Source organism: Citrobacter sp. RHBSTW-00017, assembly GCF_013797615.1.
Classification (GTDB): domain Bacteria; phylum Pseudomonadota; class Gammaproteobacteria; order Enterobacterales; family Enterobacteriaceae; genus Citrobacter; species Citrobacter braakii.
This window is the reverse complement of record NZ_CP056899.1, coordinates 2358845-2374322: the sequence shown is the minus strand read 5'-3', so window position 1 is coordinate 2374322 and position 15478 is coordinate 2358845. Positions and strand designations below refer to the sequence as shown.

15 protein-coding genes and 1 pseudogene are annotated in these 15478 nt (G+C 48.8%); 6 read left to right on the top strand and 10 right to left on the bottom strand.

Annotation, left to right across the window (positions count from 1 at the left end; all coding sequences use genetic code 11):
• Positions 1-328 precede the first annotated feature (328 nt).
• Positions 329-580, top strand: coding sequence for a YciN family protein (locus HV037_RS11505; RefSeq protein WP_003020616.1), 252 nt, complete (start codon positions 329-331; stop codon positions 578-580).
• Positions 581-633: 53 nt separating this feature from the next.
• Here HV037_RS11505 and sohB read toward each other — a convergent pair whose 3' ends face one another.
• The gene (gene sohB, locus HV037_RS11500; protein ID WP_016153253.1) at positions 634-1680 is read right to left on the bottom strand and encodes a protease SohB; all 1047 of its coding nucleotides are present in this window, start codon (positions 1678-1680) and stop codon (positions 634-636) included.
• A gap of 210 nt (positions 1681-1890) precedes the next feature.
• On the opposite strand from sohB, the gene HV037_RS11495 reads away from it, so the two are divergent.
• Together HV037_RS11495 and cobO are read left to right on the top strand one after the other, a co-directional pair.
• Positions 1891-2652, top strand: a complete 762-nt coding sequence (locus HV037_RS11495) for a YciK family oxidoreductase (protein ID WP_016156651.1) — start codon at positions 1891-1893, stop codon at positions 2650-2652.
• A complete protein-coding gene (gene cobO, locus HV037_RS11490) occupies positions 2649-3239 on the top strand; it encodes a cob(I)yrinic acid a,c-diamide adenosyltransferase (RefSeq protein WP_016156652.1) in 591 nt (196 codons plus the stop codon). The genes HV037_RS11495 and cobO overlap by 4 nt, the downstream gene beginning before the upstream one ends.
• 83 nt (positions 3240-3322) lie before the next feature.
• Here cobO and rluB read toward each other — a convergent pair whose 3' ends face one another.
• The gene (gene rluB / locus HV037_RS11485; RefSeq protein ID WP_006684306.1) at positions 3323-4198 is read right to left on the bottom strand and encodes a 23S rRNA pseudouridine(2605) synthase RluB; all 876 of its coding nucleotides are present in this window, start codon (positions 4196-4198) and stop codon (positions 3323-3325) included.
• 254 nt (positions 4199-4452) lie between these two features.
• On the opposite strand from rluB, the gene HV037_RS11480 reads away from it, so the two are divergent.
• Positions 4453-5445 carry a hypothetical protein gene (locus HV037_RS11480; protein WP_220131386.1) on the top strand — a complete coding sequence of 331 codons (993 nt, stop codon included), beginning with the start codon at positions 4453-4455 and terminating at the stop codon, positions 5443-5445.
• On the opposite strand, the gene HV037_RS11475 is transcribed toward HV037_RS11480, so the two are convergent.
• A protein-coding gene (locus tag HV037_RS11475; RefSeq protein WP_087859145.1) for an IS3-like element ISKpn20 family transposase occupies positions 5426-6534 on the bottom strand; the annotation gives its coding sequence in 2 pieces (ribosomal slippage) (positions 5426-6282 and positions 6282-6534; 1110 coding nt in all). The two genes, HV037_RS11480 and HV037_RS11475, sit on opposite strands and share 20 nt — an antisense overlap.
• 366 nt (positions 6535-6900) lie before the next feature.
• On the opposite strand from HV037_RS11475, the pseudogene HV037_RS11470 reads away from it, so the two are divergent.
• Positions 6901-7934: pseudogene (locus tag HV037_RS11470) on the top strand (IS3-like element ISSen4 family transposase); the annotation flags it as partial.
• 16 nt (positions 7935-7950) lie between these two features.
• Here the strand turns inward: HV037_RS11470 and HV037_RS11465 are convergent.
• From HV037_RS11465 to HV037_RS11450, 4 genes are all read right to left on the bottom strand, one after another.
• A protein-coding gene (locus HV037_RS11465; protein WP_087859145.1) for an IS3-like element ISKpn20 family transposase occupies positions 7951-9059 on the bottom strand; the annotation gives its coding sequence in 2 pieces (ribosomal slippage) (positions 7951-8807 and positions 8807-9059; 1110 coding nt in all).
• Between the two features lie 331 nt (positions 9060-9390).
• Positions 9391-9858: a DUF1643 domain-containing protein gene (locus HV037_RS11460; protein WP_071845323.1), complete on the bottom strand. Its 468-nt coding sequence runs from the start codon at positions 9856-9858 to the stop codon at positions 9391-9393.
• Positions 9859-9996: 138 nt separating this feature from the next.
• Positions 9997-10719, bottom strand: coding sequence for an HNH endonuclease (locus HV037_RS11455; RefSeq protein WP_049014272.1), 723 nt, complete (start codon positions 10717-10719; stop codon positions 9997-9999).
• A 109-nt stretch (positions 10720-10828) separates the two neighbouring features.
• Complete coding sequence (locus HV037_RS11450; RefSeq protein ID WP_249414975.1) at positions 10829-11368, bottom strand: tyrosine-type recombinase/integrase; 540 nt, start codon at positions 11366-11368, stop codon at positions 10829-10831.
• Positions 11369-11467: 99 nt separating this feature from the next.
• Between HV037_RS11450 and HV037_RS11445 the strand changes: the two genes are divergently transcribed.
• Positions 11468-12576, top strand: a protein-coding gene (locus tag HV037_RS11445; RefSeq protein ID WP_087859145.1) for an IS3-like element ISKpn20 family transposase whose coding sequence is annotated in 2 segments (ribosomal slippage) — positions 11468-11720 and positions 11720-12576 — 1110 coding nt in all. Because the reading frame shifts where the segments join, the coding sequence is not laid out codon by codon here.
• Here HV037_RS11445 and HV037_RS11440 read toward each other — a convergent pair.
• The 3 genes from HV037_RS11440 to rnm all read right to left on the bottom strand — a co-directional run bounded on the left by HV037_RS11440 (position 12557) and on the right by rnm (position 15328).
• Complete coding sequence (locus tag HV037_RS11440; RefSeq protein WP_220132176.1) at positions 12557-13540, bottom strand: hypothetical protein; 984 nt, start codon at positions 13538-13540, stop codon at positions 12557-12559. The genes HV037_RS11445 and HV037_RS11440 overlap by 20 nt on opposite strands.
• Positions 13541-13832: 292 nt before the next feature.
• Positions 13833-14453, bottom strand: coding sequence for an L-threonylcarbamoyladenylate synthase (locus HV037_RS11435; RefSeq protein ID WP_016153256.1), 621 nt, complete (start codon positions 14451-14453; stop codon positions 13833-13835).
• The gene (gene rnm, locus HV037_RS11430) at positions 14450-15328 is read right to left on the bottom strand and encodes an RNase AM (protein ID WP_029139558.1); all 879 of its coding nucleotides are present in this window, start codon (positions 15326-15328) and stop codon (positions 14450-14452) included. The genes HV037_RS11435 and rnm overlap by 4 nt, the downstream gene beginning before the upstream one ends.
• Positions 15329-15478 lie beyond the last annotated feature (150 nt).

Below are 15478 nucleotides of genomic sequence, written 5' to 3'. Positions count from 1 at the left end.
ACATCGATATGGTCTCTGCGTCGGCGGATATCAACCCTTAAACTGATTCGCGCTTGTAATGTAACTCTCATGTAACTGAGTTAACAGGCTTTTTCGCTCACAAACGCTATAGCACGACGGAGTATTGGTCGAATGTCAAGCAAATCTGTTGCCAGATTGACGAAAGCGTCACACTGTACCTGATAAAATGCGTTACGCAACTTTATTAGCATGCAAAAACAAATCTCGCCACTTGCAACACTGTCGTAAGACCTTCATTTAAGTCAGGGAATATTTGCCCATAAGCCGGGCTCGGCGTAGACTAATGTCCTTGTTTAAGGAGTAAATAATGCATAAAGACACTCAACCCATCGATCGCGAAACACTGCTGATTGAAGCCAACAAAATCATTCGTGAGCATGAGGACACGCTGGCGGGGATTGTCGCCACCGGCGTAACGCAGCGAAATGGCGTGCTGGTTTTCAGCGGAGATTACTTTTTAGACGAGCAAGGGCTACCGACGCCAAAAAGTACGGCGGTGTTTAATATGTTTAAACATCTGGCGCACGTACTTTCTGAAAAGTATCACTTGATCGATTAACACGAGAAATGATTTGCCGGATGACGGCTGCGCCTCATCCGGCAATTACAATTTTACATCAGCGGTTTTTGTCCTCGCTGCCACCAACGCATCAGTAGACGATCGGCGCTCTCGGCGGCACTGCCGGTAAAACGGTCCATCAGTTTTTTACGCTGCAGATAACGTACGTTCAATACGTCACGACCGTCCATCAGCCCGAGGATCACCTCATCGCTGGTATTGATCTCATCCACCAGCCCGTTGGCCAGCGCCTGTTGACCAAACCAGTGTTCACCCGTGGCAACCTGCTCAATGTCCAGAGCCGGACGCATGCGCTGTACAAAATCTTTAAACAGATGATGGGTTTCGTTCAGGTCTTCGCGGAATTTCTGCCGCCCTTCTTCCGTGTTTTCACCAAGTAAGGTCAGCGTACGCTTGTACTGTCCGGCGGTGTGCAGTTCGATATCAATATCTTTCCCTTTCAGGAAGCGGTGAAAGTTCGGGATCTGTGCCACAACGCCAATAGAGCCGACAATAGCAAACGGCGCCGAGACAATTTTATCCGCCACGCAGGCCATCATATATCCGCCGCTCGCAGCGACTTTATCTACCGTAACGGTCAGCGGGATCTGCTTATCGCGCAGACGTTGTAACTGGGACGCGGCCAGTCCATAGCCGTGTACTACGCCGCCCGGACTTTCCAGACGAACCACGACCTGATCCTGGGGTTTAACGACCGCCAGCACTGCCGTCACCTCTTCGCGTAATGCGCTGACCTCATGGGCATCCATACTGCCTTTAAAATCAAGTACCCATACCCGTGGTTTATCAGATGACGTACTGTCTCCCAGTTTCGCTTTTGCCTTAGCGGCCTTCGCCTCAAGCTTGTGTTTCTTTTTCTGCGCCTTATGCCAGAATTTTTGCTGATGCCCATCCAATAAGGCCAGCGACAGGTCTTCTTTCATCTCTTTATATTGATCGCTGAGATTAATAACCCGCAATTCCCCACGCTGACGTTTGCGTTGTGTCGCGTTTACGATCAGCATAACTACCACCGCAATAGCCACCACGACAGTGACAATTTTTGCCAAAAACAACCCATATTCAGACAACAATTCCACGTGACCCACCTTGGTTAAACAACGCTACTTTCGCTCAGTGTACAACAGCCTTGTTAACCCGTCTTGCTTCATCCATTCAGTAAAAAGCATGACAACGCGTTCATTTTGCGGTGTTATTGCCTTTGGCTGATTGAAAAAGAACAGGGTTTAAGGCATAAAGCCCAAAAGTTATCGCGAACGAGATGGCCAGGACGTCGCCGAGGAGTAGCCGTGCATTATCAACCGAAACAAGATCTTCTACAGGACCGCATTATTCTGGTCACCGGTGCCAGCGATGGTATCGGGCGTGAAGCCGCACAGACCTACGCGCGTTACGGCGCGACCGTGATTCTGTTAGGGCGTAACGAAGAAAAACTGCGTCAGGTTGCCCGCTCCATCGCCGAAGAAAAAGGTACGCAACCACACTGGTTCACGCTGGATCTGCTCACCTGTACGTCTGACGAATGCCACCAGCTCGCACAGCGCATTGCCGCGCATTTCCCGCGTCTGGATGGCGTATTGCATAATGCCGGATTGCTCGGTGACATTTGCCCGATGAGCGAGCAAAACCCGCAGGTATGGCAGGACGTGATGCAGGTAAACGTAAACGCCACCTTTATGCTGACTCAGGCATTGTTACCGTTGTTGCTCAAATCCGATGCCGGATCGCTGGTCTTTACCTCCTCCAGCGTCGGTCGCCAGGGGCGCGCCAACTGGGGGGCATACGCCACCTCCAAATTTGCTACCGAAGGAATGATGCAGGTTCTGGCTGATGAATATCAGAACCGCCACCTGCGCGTAAACTGTATCAATCCTGGTGGAACGCGTACCGGCATGCGAGCCAGCGCGTTCCCGACGGAAGATCCGCAAAAATTGAAAACCCCCGCCGATATTATGCCGCTCTACCTGTGGCTGATGGGCGATGACAGCCGCCGTAAAACCGGTATGACTTTCGATGCCCAGCCGGGCCGTAAACCAGGAATCGCCCAATGAGTGAAGAACGCTATCAGCAGCGCCAGCAGCGCGTAAAAGACCGGGTTGACGCCCGTGTTGCCGCCGCCATAGACGAGCGCGGGATTATTATTGTGTTCACCGGAAATGGTAAGGGTAAAACCACTGCCGCGTTCGGTACCGCCACGCGCGCAGTAGGCCACGGTAAAAAAGTCGGCGTAGTGCAATTTATTAAGGGGACGTGGCCAAACGGTGAACGAAACTTACTCGAACCCCACGGCGTTGAGTTTCAGGTCATGGCGACAGGATTTACCTGGGAAACGCAGAACCGCGAGTCGGACACCGCAGCCTGCATGGCCGTATGGGAACACGGCAAGCGGATGCTGGCCGACGCTGAGCTGGATATGGTGATACTGGACGAGCTGACCTACATGGTTGCATACGACTATCTGCCGCTCGACGAGGTCATCAATGCCCTAAACGCGCGCCCTGCCCATCAAACGGTCATTATCACCGGTCGTGGATGTCATCGCGATATTCTGGAGTTAGCGGATACGGTCAGCGAGCTGCGGCCGGTTAAGCACGCCTTTGAAGCGGGTGTGAAAGCCCAGATGGGGATCGATTACTGACAGTAGGCCGGATAAGGCGCTTACGCCGCATCCGGCTCCACGCTAACGCCTGATGGCGCGTTGCTTATCAGGCCTACTCATGATTAACCGTTGTTGCTGCGACCGCCCGGACGACGGCTGCCGCCAACCTGAGAGTGGCGCTTCACCGCACGGCGGATCTGGTTTGCCTTCATACGGCGACGATCTTTCTCGACGGCAACTTTAGAGGTGGTTTCCGGCTTCAATTCCACCAGTTCACGCAAATAGTTGGTCTGCGCGAGGTCAAGTTCCGTCCAGCCGCCACGCGGCAGGCCTTTCGGCAGTGGGATATCACCGTAACGTACACGGATAAGACGACTTACCTGCACACCCACGGCTTCCCACAGGCGACGGACTTCACGGTTACGCCCTTCGGTCAACGTGACGTTATACCACTGGTTGATCCCTTCACCGCCGCTGAACTTGATCGTTTTAAATGCGGCCGGACCATCTTCCAGCTGCACGCCACGACTCAGATCGCGCAGTTTTGCGTCATCAACCTGACCAAACACACGCACCGCATATTCACGTTCAACTTCGCGGCTTGGGTGCATCAGACGGTTCGCCAGTTCGCCATCGGTGGTAAACAGCAGTAAACCACAGGTATTCACGTCCAGACGTCCCACGGCAATCCAGCGCGCATCGCGCAGTTTTGGCAGACGATCAAACACGGTCGGACGACCTTCCGGGTCGTTACGGGTACACAGTTCACCTTCTGGCTTGTAATAAGCCAGAACACGGCAGATTTGCTCCGCAGATTCTTTCACCGAAATCAGATGACCGTCGATACGGATTTTCAGACCCGGCGTAACTTCAACGCGATCGCCGAGCGTGGCAATTTTGCCATCAACGCTCACGCGACCCGCGGCAATTATGGATTCAATTTCACGGCGAGAACCGTGGCCAGCGCGCGCCAGCACTTTTTGTAACTTTTCGCTCATAGAGCTTCCTTTAGATGTCGCCTTCACAGGCGTCTGATATACTTTTTAAAACAACGAGTTAGCAAAAGATTCAACTTAACTCACTGATCTATAACTCTTTCATGGTACACAGCATGGCAAACAACGTGTCACACAAGCTGTCACACACAATGATTCGTGGGCGCACATATTACACTAACTTTAGACTAAATGATTCAACAACTTTTGTGCGCTTAAGTCTCGGTACTGATAGCCTAAAGCAAGCAGAAGTGATCATGAATCAGATCCGCCCTTTCATTCCCCTTGTGCAGAATGGAACGATGAACCTCGATGAGTTCAAACGCAAAATGCAGGGCTACCGAGCCGCCACTAAGCAGGACTGTGACAACTATCTTCTTCATGCACTCGAAAGGGATGTTGACGAAGTGAAGCGTCTGCCTGAGTTAGGACAATGGCACAGAAACATGAATCCTGACCATCCTTTAACAGCTTCTGATACGATTGAGGCAGCTCAAGGTTACTCAGAAGCACACTTCCAGCGCATGATGAATGGTAGCAATCAAATGGCAAACGAAGTGCTTGCAAGTCTTCACATGGAGAAACTTGAACTTTCCAAGGATGATTTGCCCCTTGCTAATCAAGTGGGCGCTGCTCTTGATATGAGCCGCGCGACCGTCGCGCAAGCCTATGAAGCATTCTTTTCGAATGATCTGCTGCGATATCGCCAACTTATTGCCACACTGCAAGCTCAGTTAGAAGAGCAGAAACTGAAATCCTCACCGCAAAGTATTGTTCAAGCAAACCAGTCTTTATCAACGGAATTCAAAGACACTGCAAGCCAGGAAATCAAACTATCCGAAGCATGGACTCGGTATGTTGAAGAAAAAGGTCAAAAATGGCGTGCAAACATTGCTAACGAGAACCAGCGTTTCTTTGATGTACTGATTTACGTTGTTGGTGATAAACTGATTGATCGGGTTACAAAGCAAGATATTCGTGAAGCGCTGAAAGTGACCGAAAACTTACCTACTCGTATTAAGCTGCCATACAAGCATCTATCTTTGCCTGAATGCATTGATTATGACGTTCCAGAGGAAGACCTGATCAGTAGTCAGCATGTTGTAAAACATCTCAAGATCTGGCGCTCGCTTTTTAAAACTTACCTCGTTGACACCAAAGACCTGTTAGAGAAATCCCCTACCGACGGAATCTCATTTGAGGTGAAGCCAAACGGTAATCCCCCCATTTTTAACCGGGCAGATAAGTAGAATCAGATAAGCGCTGAATATGCTGCATTGGTGTGAAGCCATTCAGTGCCATATTCGGTCGTTCGTGATTATAGAACCATTGCCATTGTGTGGCGTATTCCTGTAACTCACTCAGCGAATAAAACAGATAGTGCCCCAGCCAGTCATAACGCACTGTCCGGTTATAACGCTCAATATACGCATTCTGTTGTGGCTTCCCCGGCTGAATAAAATTGAGGATGATATTTTGTCGTTCAGCCCATACTATCAGAGTGTTACCTGCATATTCTGGTCCGTTGTCACATCGAATCGATGCCGGTTTCCCTTTCCATTCAATCAGTTGTTCGAGAGTTCTGACTACCCGACTGGCCGGAAGGGAAAAATCGACTTCTATTGCCAGGGCCTCGCGATTGAAATCATCAATAATATTCAGCAGACGAACGGAGCGACCATCTGACAACTGATCATGCATAAAATCCATTGACCAACTCTCGTTACTGCCAGTGGGGACCCTCAGTGGTTCCGGCTTTTCACGTTTCAACCGTTTTTTAGGTTTTATCCGCATATTCAGCGACAGTTCGCAGTAAATCCGGTAAATTCTCTTGTGGTTCCAGGCAAAGCCTTTCACGTTACGCAGATACAGGTAACACAGGCCGAAGCCCCAGTTTCGCTGGCTGTCCGTGATGCGCACCAGCCAGTCAGCAATCCGTTGATTTTCCTGACTCAGTAAGCGCCTGTATCGGTAGCAACATTCGCTGACGACAAAGAGCTGACAGGCCAGACGGATACTGATCCCCCGGTGTTCAACTGCATGCAGAGCCATCTGCTTCCGGTCTGATGGCTTCACCACTTTTTTGCCATCGCCTCCTGAATAATTTCGGCCTTCAGACGCTCTTCAGCATACATTTTTTTTAGTCGGCGATTTTCTTCTTCAAGCTCTTTCAGTCGGCTCATCAGTGCAGCATCCATCCCGCCAAACTTTGAGCGCCATTTATAAAAACTGGCACTGCTGATGCCATGCTCCCGGCACAGTTCAGGAACCGGCGTACCCGCCTCAGCCTGTTTGAGAATGGTGATGATCTGACTGTCAGTAAAACGTGATCGTTTCATAGAAATCCCCCTGCATTCAGGTTAGGAGAAAATTCTACTTATTCATGCACTGGTTTTTCGGGGGGATTACCAAACCGTAGAGGCCATTTCAGTAACGCTGAGTTGAGTAAACTTAAGACCAAGCTGTTCTCACTGGAAAATAACGATTGGCGCAAATGGTACTTCCTTACCCTCATTTATACTGGTGCTCGACGTGGTGAGATTGCCTCTATCAGAAAGCGGGACATTCGTTTAGATGAAGAAACTTCACGCTGGTACATTTTTATAGAAGATGGGAAAACCGAACAAGCCCAACTGACCTGCTCCCCGTTGATTAGTACACCCCGATGTTAGTAATGTCTTCATAAGCCACATGAGGACATCCCCATGAAGAAGCGTTTTTCCGACGAACAGATCATCAGTATTCTCCGCGAAGCCGAAGCTGGGGTACCCGCCCGTGAACTCTGCCGCAAGCATGCCATTTCCGATGCCACGTTTTACACCTGGCGTAAGAAGTATGGCGGTATGGAGGTGCCTGAAGTTAAGCGCCTGAAGTCGCTTGAGGAAGAGAACACCAGACTCAAGAAGCTGCTTGCCGAAGCCATGCTGGATAAAGAGGCGCTTCAGGTGGCTCTTGGGCGAAAGTACTGACGACAGACCAGAAGCGGGAAGCCGTGATGTTGATGTGTGATGCGACCGGTCTGTCGCAACGTCGTGCCTGCAGGCTTACAGGTTTATCCCTGTCGACCTGCCGCTATGAGGCTCACCGTCCGGCTGCTGATGCGCATTTATCAGGGCGCATCACTGAGCTGGCACTGGAGCGCAGGCGTTTTGGCTACCGTCGTATTTGGCAGTTGCTGCGCCGTGAAGGGCTTCATGTTAATCATAAGCGCGTGTACCGGCTTTATCACCTCAGTGGCCTGGGCGTAAAACGCAGAAGACGTCGTAAAGGGCTGGCAACAGAACGTCTGCCGCTGCTCCGTCCGGCGGCGCCCAATCTGACCTGGTCGATGGATTTCGTCATGGACGCACTTTCCACCGGTCGCAGGATCAAGTGTCTTACCTGCGTCGATGATTTCACAAAGGAATGCCTGACGGTCACTGTTGCCTTTGGGATTTCAGGCGTTCAGGTCACGCGTATTCTGGACAGCATTGCACTGTTTCGAGGCTATCCGGCGACGATAAGAACTGACCAGGGGCCGGAGTTCACTTGCCGTGCACTGGATCAATGGGCCTTTGAGCATGGTGTTGAGTTGCGCTTAATCCAGCCGGGCAAGCCAACGCAGAACGGATTTATTGAGAGCTTTAACGGACGATTTCGCGATGAATGTTTGAATGAGCACTGGTTCAGCGATATCGTTCATGCCAGGAAAATTATTAATGACTGGCGGCAGGATTATAACGAATGCCGCCCGCACTCCGGTAATCCCCCCATTTTTAACCGGGCAGATAAGTAGAATCAGATAAGCGCTGAATATGCTGCATTGGTGTGAAGCCATTCAGTGCCATATTCGGTCGTTCGTGATTATAGAACCATTGCCATTGTGTGGCGTATTCCTGTAACTCACTCAGCGAATAAAACAGATAGTGCCCCAGCCAGTCATAACGCACTGTCCGGTTATAACGCTCAATATACGCATTCTGTTGTGGCTTCCCCGGCTGAATAAAATTGAGGATGATATTTTGTCGTTCAGCCCATACTATCAGAGTGTTACCTGCATATTCTGGTCCGTTGTCACATCGAATCGATGCCGGTTTCCCTTTCCATTCAATCAGTTGTTCGAGAGTTCTGACTACCCGACTGGCCGGAAGGGAAAAATCGACTTCTATTGCCAGGGCCTCGCGATTGAAATCATCAATAATATTCAGCAGACGAACGGAGCGACCATCTGACAACTGATCATGCATAAAATCCATTGACCAACTCTCGTTACTGCCAGTGGGGACCCTCAGTGGTTCCGGCTTTTCACGTTTCAACCGTTTTTTAGGTTTTATCCGCATATTCAGCGACAGTTCGCAGTAAATCCGGTAAATTCTCTTGTGGTTCCAGGCAAAGCCTTTCACGTTACGCAGATACAGGTAACACAGGCCGAAGCCCCAGTTTCGCTGGCTGTCCGTGATGCGCACCAGCCAGTCAGCAATCCGTTGATTTTCCTGACTCAGTAAGCGCCTGTATCGGTAGCAACATTCGCTGACGACAAAGAGCTGACAGGCCAGACGGATACTGATCCCCCGGTGTTCAACTGCATGCAGAGCCATCTGCTTCCGGTCTGATGGCTTCACCACTTTTTTGCCATCGCCTCCTGAATAATTTCGGCCTTCAGACGCTCTTCAGCATACATTTTTTTTAGTCGGCGATTTTCTTCTTCAAGCTCTTTCAGTCGGCTCATCAGTGCAGCATCCATCCCGCCAAACTTTGAGCGCCATTTATAAAAACTGGCACTGCTGATGCCATGCTCCCGGCACAGTTCAGGAACCGGCGTACCCGCCTCAGCCTGTTTGAGAATGGTGATGATCTGACTGTCAGTAAAACGTGATCGTTTCATAGAAATCCCCCTGCATTCAGGTTAGGAGAAAATTCTACTTATGCATGCACTGGTTTTTCGGGGGGATTACCCTCCACGCTGAATTATCAGACACCGTCTGAATTTGCAGCGGGCTGGAGAAAGGGTCATTCTGAGAATGAAGATTCCGACGTTACTAACTGAGTGTTGTATCTAATCGTGGGGGCAGGTCACCGTCCGAATACCTGCCGTGGCAGAAAGTCAGCTTAATTTGCTTTTGATGTGGCTACGGGCTTTACAGGAATAATACGAGGGAGGCGCAATGCTCCTTTTCACAATACGGAATAACTATGCTCACTGAATGCCTTACCAATTAAATAAAGGGAATCAGCACCGCATCTCTATGCACAAGGAGAGGATGTTTTGGTTCACCTGTTACATTGATTTTAAAACATTTCGTATCAGAAGGCAGAAGCGCACGCACAGCATCAGAGCGATTCAAATGCCGTCCGTCATCACCCCATGCAGCAACTACCAATCCAGCATTAGCTACCGTTTCAACTATGTAGCGATCATTATCTGAACCAACAGGATTAGCCATCCTCATCATTTCGAAGCGATTTGTATGGACGTATGCAAACAGATTGACAATACGCACCCCACCCCATCCCCAGCTTTTTGCAAACGAGATACAACGGCCCATAGTGCGATCATCTTTTTCAGCATCAGCATAAGAAGGATTCAGACCTATAAAGACCACATAGGGTTTTGTTTCATCCCAGGTTCTGGTTATTGAATAGCGATACTGTTTGCAATCTGAGAACACTGCACTTTTTAACATTTCCATTTGAAAACCTTTTTTAGTTGTGTCCGTGCAAACACGGTTTATCAATTTGTTAAGTGTCTAGCAATAGAAGCCATAACGCCCCGTTAGTGGTAAGGAGACAAACGGAGCGTAGCGGCTTCATGAAATTTAGGTTTATTTATTAACTGATAATAACTCCAGAATGCCATAATGCGCTTGTCTATGACAGTTAGGACATAACGCAATCGCATTCTCAACAGAATCTTCTCCACCTTTAGAAAGCCACTCAATGTGGTGAACCTCAAGAAATGGTGTGCCATCTTCTTTCAGGAAGGGTGCATCACGCTTACAGTTTTGGCACTTACCATTAGCCCTTAAAAGAACTTCTGCAACCACATACGGGCTTCGCTTATAAACTCGAGTTGTGACTTCGGTTAGCTCTGGAGTTTTACTTTCCGTTGCTAAAATCCGCTCCCGTGTAGATGAGGGTAATTTAGCAGCAGCCTCTACTGCTTCTTCAAACTCCGACTTCACTTGACGGTAACACCATTTACCCTGTTGATCTTGGTACAACTCCCAAATGCCATGCACAGAGGGTTGATAGATTTCAAAAATCTTTCCACGCTTGAATAATCGATCATATTCATGATAACGATGAGTTACATCATCTGTTCTTCTGGCAACTTTATTACAATCCCAATGGCTTCTATTACAGTTAACAGTGTTAATGGCGAGGTTTAAATGAGTGTTGTCCCTATAATGAGGAAATTTTGACCTCAGATAAGCATCGACATTTTTCAAAGTTGCAGCTCCACCCAATAGTTCCACCACCTGAACAATGATAACCCTCATTGGTTGATCACCATACTTGTAAGTTCGCTTAGATTTTTTTGACATACCCAACCCTCATCAACAACTAAGATGTATCATAGGAAATCTATCAAGCATAATTTTTGCAACCAACTGAATTTAGGGAAAAAATACTTAACCCCTTGGTGGAACAACGTTACCAGTTTATGCAATCAACTACCGGAAGTAAATCTCTCAATAGTGGTCTATGGGTGTAACGTGCTGTTATACCTAATGATTGTGTCCGACTGTGGCCAACGACAAACTGCACCATTACGGGCAAAGCTTTTGTCATTGCCCCCGAAATGAAAGTGTGACGAAGGGCATGGATCACCCTCTTCTGTCCAAATTCATTAAACTTTTGTATTTCACAAGCAGACATGATGCTATGCCACTCAAGCCCGATCTGTTCATACGTTGGCAACTCACCGAAAACAGGCTCAGTAGATTTGAGCGATTTAATACGCGCTAAAAGTAACTTTTCTAAAATTTTGTTTAACGGTATCTGCCGCACAGCCTGATCAGTTTTCCCGCCGTCAATGAAGATGTACCAGCGTCCTGTTTCTTCATCTTTTCGAATATGCTCTTTACGGATAGCAGCAATTTCGCCCCGACGTGCCCCGGTATAAATCAGAGTCAGGAAATAATCACGCCGCCAATCGGTGCAAGTATTCAGATATTTTACAAAGCGCTGCATCTCAGATTTTGAGTAAGAGCCGCCCTTAGGTAATCCCCCCGAAAAACCAGTGCATGCATAAGTAGAATTTTCTCCTAACCTGAATGCAGGGGGATTTCTATGAAACGATCACGTTTTACTGACAGTCAGATCATCACCATTCTCAAACAGGCTGAGGCGGGTACGCCGGTTCCTGAACTGTGCCGGGAGCATGGCATCAGCAGTGCCAGTTTTTATAAATGGCGCTCAAAGTTTGGCGGGATGGATGCTGCACTGATGAGCCGACTGAAAGAGCTTGAAGAAGAAAATCGCCGACTAAAAAAAATGTATGCTGAAGAGCGTCTGAAGGCCGAAATTATTCAGGAGGCGATGGCAAAAAAGTGGTGAAGCCATCAGACCGGAAGCAGATGGCTCTGCATGCAGTTGAACACCGGGGGATCAGTATCCGTCTGGCCTGTCAGCTCTTTGTCGTCAGCGAATGTTGCTACCGATACAGGCGCTTACTGAGTCAGGAAAATCAACGGATTGCTGACTGGCTGGTGCGCATCACGGACAGCCAGCGAAACTGGGGCTTCGGCCTGTGTTACCTGTATCTGCGTAACGTGAAAGGCTTTGCCTGGAACCACAAGAGAATTTACCGGATTTACTGCGAACTGTCGCTGAATATGCGGATAAAACCTAAAAAACGGTTGAAACGTGAAAAGCCGGAACCACTGAGGGTCCCCACTGGCAGTAACGAGAGTTGGTCAATGGATTTTATGCATGATCAGTTGTCAGATGGTCGCTCCGTTCGTCTGCTGAATATTATTGATGATTTCAATCGCGAGGCCCTGGCAATAGAAGTCGATTTTTCCCTTCCGGCCAGTCGGGTAGTCAGAACTCTCGAACAACTGATTGAATGGAAAGGGAAACCGGCATCGATTCGATGTGACAACGGACCAGAATATGCAGGTAACACTCTGATAGTATGGGCTGAACGACAAAATATCATCCTCAATTTTATTCAGCCGGGGAAGCCACAACAGAATGCGTATATTGAGCGTTATAACCGGACAGTGCGTTATGACTGGCTGGGGCACTATCTGTTTTATTCGCTGAGTGAGTTACAGGAATACGCCACACAATGGCAATGGTTCTATAATCACGAACGACCGAATATGGCACTGAATGGCTTCACACCAATGCAGCATATTCAGCGCTTATCTGATTCTACTTATCTGCCCGGTTAAAAATGGGGGGATTACCCTTATTCTCCATTACTTCGTATTTGATCCCTTCCGTTGGCGCTTTTTCTAAAATGTCTTTTTCATCTTTCAGGAACACTTTGAAAAAAGAAGAATAGATCTTGAGATGCTTTTTAACGTTGGCACTACTGATCAGATCATCTTCTGGTACATCGAGCTCAATACATTCCTCAAGACTCAAACGAGAGTATGGAAGTTTAGTTCTACGCGGGAGGTTTTTAATCACTTCCAGCGTCTGCCGTATTTGCTGCTTCGTGATCACTCCAACAGGAAGATCACCGATAACACATAGCAAAACGTCATAGAAACGCTGGTTTTCGTTGGCGACAGCCACCGCCCAGCCCTTTCCTTTCTCACTGGTAAACATCTTCCAGGCGACAGAGAGCAGAGGTGTATTGTGGCTTTCAGGTTCAACCGTAGGGGATACAGCCTTTTTAGCTACTGGCTTTTTCTGCCGTTCTGCTTCTGTTAGCTTGAATTGCATCTCCTCAACCAAAGAGCGATATCGAACAAGATCACCAGAATAGAAAGCATCATAGGCTTGTTGGAGCATGGCCTGATGTAAATCAATCTGCCCCGCCACGTAGTAAGCCTGTTCTACATCACTTTGGTCAAAAGAAACTTTCTTCTTAAACAAAGTGGCAAGCAACATCCGCGCCGTTGAATCATCGCCGCTATATATACGATTCAGATGAACTTCCGTACGACCTTTCGCCTCAGTTACACTGTCAATCGGAGAGATTGCACTTTCAGGATCGATCTTTCGCTGCATCCGTCCAAGTTCCGGCATCCGTTGAGCTTCTTCAACGCCCATCCTAAGCCAATCCAACAGATAAGTATCAAAGTCTCTCTGTGTCGCTTCTCTGAAGCCGTCAATGTGCATTTTGAACTGTTCAACAGATAATGAACCACTTTGAACAAGGGGGATGTAAGCGCTAAGACGTGACATTGTAACCTCGACAGCTTGCAAGGAATCTGTGCCGAGGCTTCGACGAAAAAATGTTCCATCTGTAAGTCGAAAGTTGATGTAGTAGATGTTACCGCGTTTCGTCGTGAATCGCGGAGTCTTGTTGTACACTCTGTTCCTCATTGCGCCACCCATTTTGTTATGTATTTCATGGAGTTAACGCTAACGTCTTGATTGGATTTGGTGATTTTTTACCTTCACAGGCGTCGAACAGGAGAATCAACGGCGCCAGTCAGCGCCATTTTAAGGCCGCGTAGTATAGCGGTTCGCGCCCTTATAAGAAAGGTTTAACGTCGCCGACGCCTTCGCGCAATACCACCGGGGAATCATCGGTTAAATCAATGACCGTGGTTGGCTGCTGACCGAGATATCCACCGTGGATAATCAAATCCACCACTTTCTCCAGACGATCTTTGATTTCTTCCGGATCTGACTCGGTAAATTCGCTGCCCGGCAGCATCAGTGATGTAGAGAGCATAGGCTCGCCCAGCGCTTCCAGCAGCGCCAGCGCAATCGGATTCGAGGGTACACGCAAGCCGATGGTCTTACGTTTTTCCTGCAACAGTCGGCGTGGTACTTCTTTCGTCCCCTTCAGGATGAACGTGTAGTTACCCGGCGTGTTGTTTTTAATTAAACGGAAGGCCACGTTGTCGACAAACGAATAGGTCGACAGTTCGGACAGGTCACGACACATCAGCGTAAAGTTGTGCCCGTCCGGCAGGTGACGGATGCGACAAATGCGCTCCATTGCGCCTTTATCTTCAATTTTGCAACCCAACGCATAGCCGGAATCAGTTGGATAGACGATCACCCCTCCTTTACGCACGATTTCAACGGCCTGATTGATCAGGCGCTGCTGTGGGTTTTCGGGATGAATATAAAAAAACTGGCTCATACTTTCCTCTCTGTGGTCTCGGGCTGTTCCCAAAGTTGCCAGACGCCTTCTACGCCTGCGGGCAACCAGAGTTTACGACCCAGCTCAATCCATGGGCAGGGTAGATGAAAATCAGACCCTTGCGATGCCCACAGTTGATGCTGACGCGCAAGCGTCGCCAGATGGGTGCGTTCATTGGGAGACTGCTGGCACTGTGCCACTTCCATCGCGTCGCCGTGATGTTCAGCAAAATGCGCAACCAGTCTTTTCAGCCACTTAGCGCTAAGATCGTACCGCCCAGGATGAGCCAGAACTGCCTTACCGCCAGAATGATGAATGACATCAATAGCTTGTTCTATTGTACACCACTGTGGCGGAACGTAACCGGTTTTCCCACGAGCAAGATATTTTTTAAAGACATCCGCCATGGTTGTGGCTTTTCCGCACTCCACCAGGAAACGCGCGAAATGCCCCCGAGTGATCGCCCCGCCATCAGCCAGGCGTAATGCCCCTTCCCACGCGCCGGGAATATGCGCTTTGTCGAGTCGTTCAGCAATCAGGCGCGCGCGCTGCTGACGACGTTCCGTTTGCTGCGCCAGAAATTCGCACATCATTGGATGGGCGATATCAATGTTCAGACCCACGATATGGATCTCATGGTTTTCCCAGACTGTTGATATCTCGACGCCAGGGATCAAATTTAACGCTAAACCCGCACGTGAAATTTCTTCTCTTGCCGCCGCAATACCCGCCGTGGTGTCATGATCGGTGATCGCCAGTGTACCGACTCGCATCTCTACCGCACGGTGTACTAAGGCTTCTGGCGTTAATCGCCCATCGGAAGCTGTAGTATGACTGTGCAGGTCATAAATCACTGCGTAATTCGTGTCGCTCAATGCGGCTCCCGTTTCACTAAATGTCTTAACCCGCCCATCATAGCGGTTTAGACAAATATACTGAAATCAGGTGTTGACTTTATTCCATTGAACTAGTTAACTAGTACGCAAGTTCACATGAAGAAGGTATCTGAGATGAAAGCAACATTG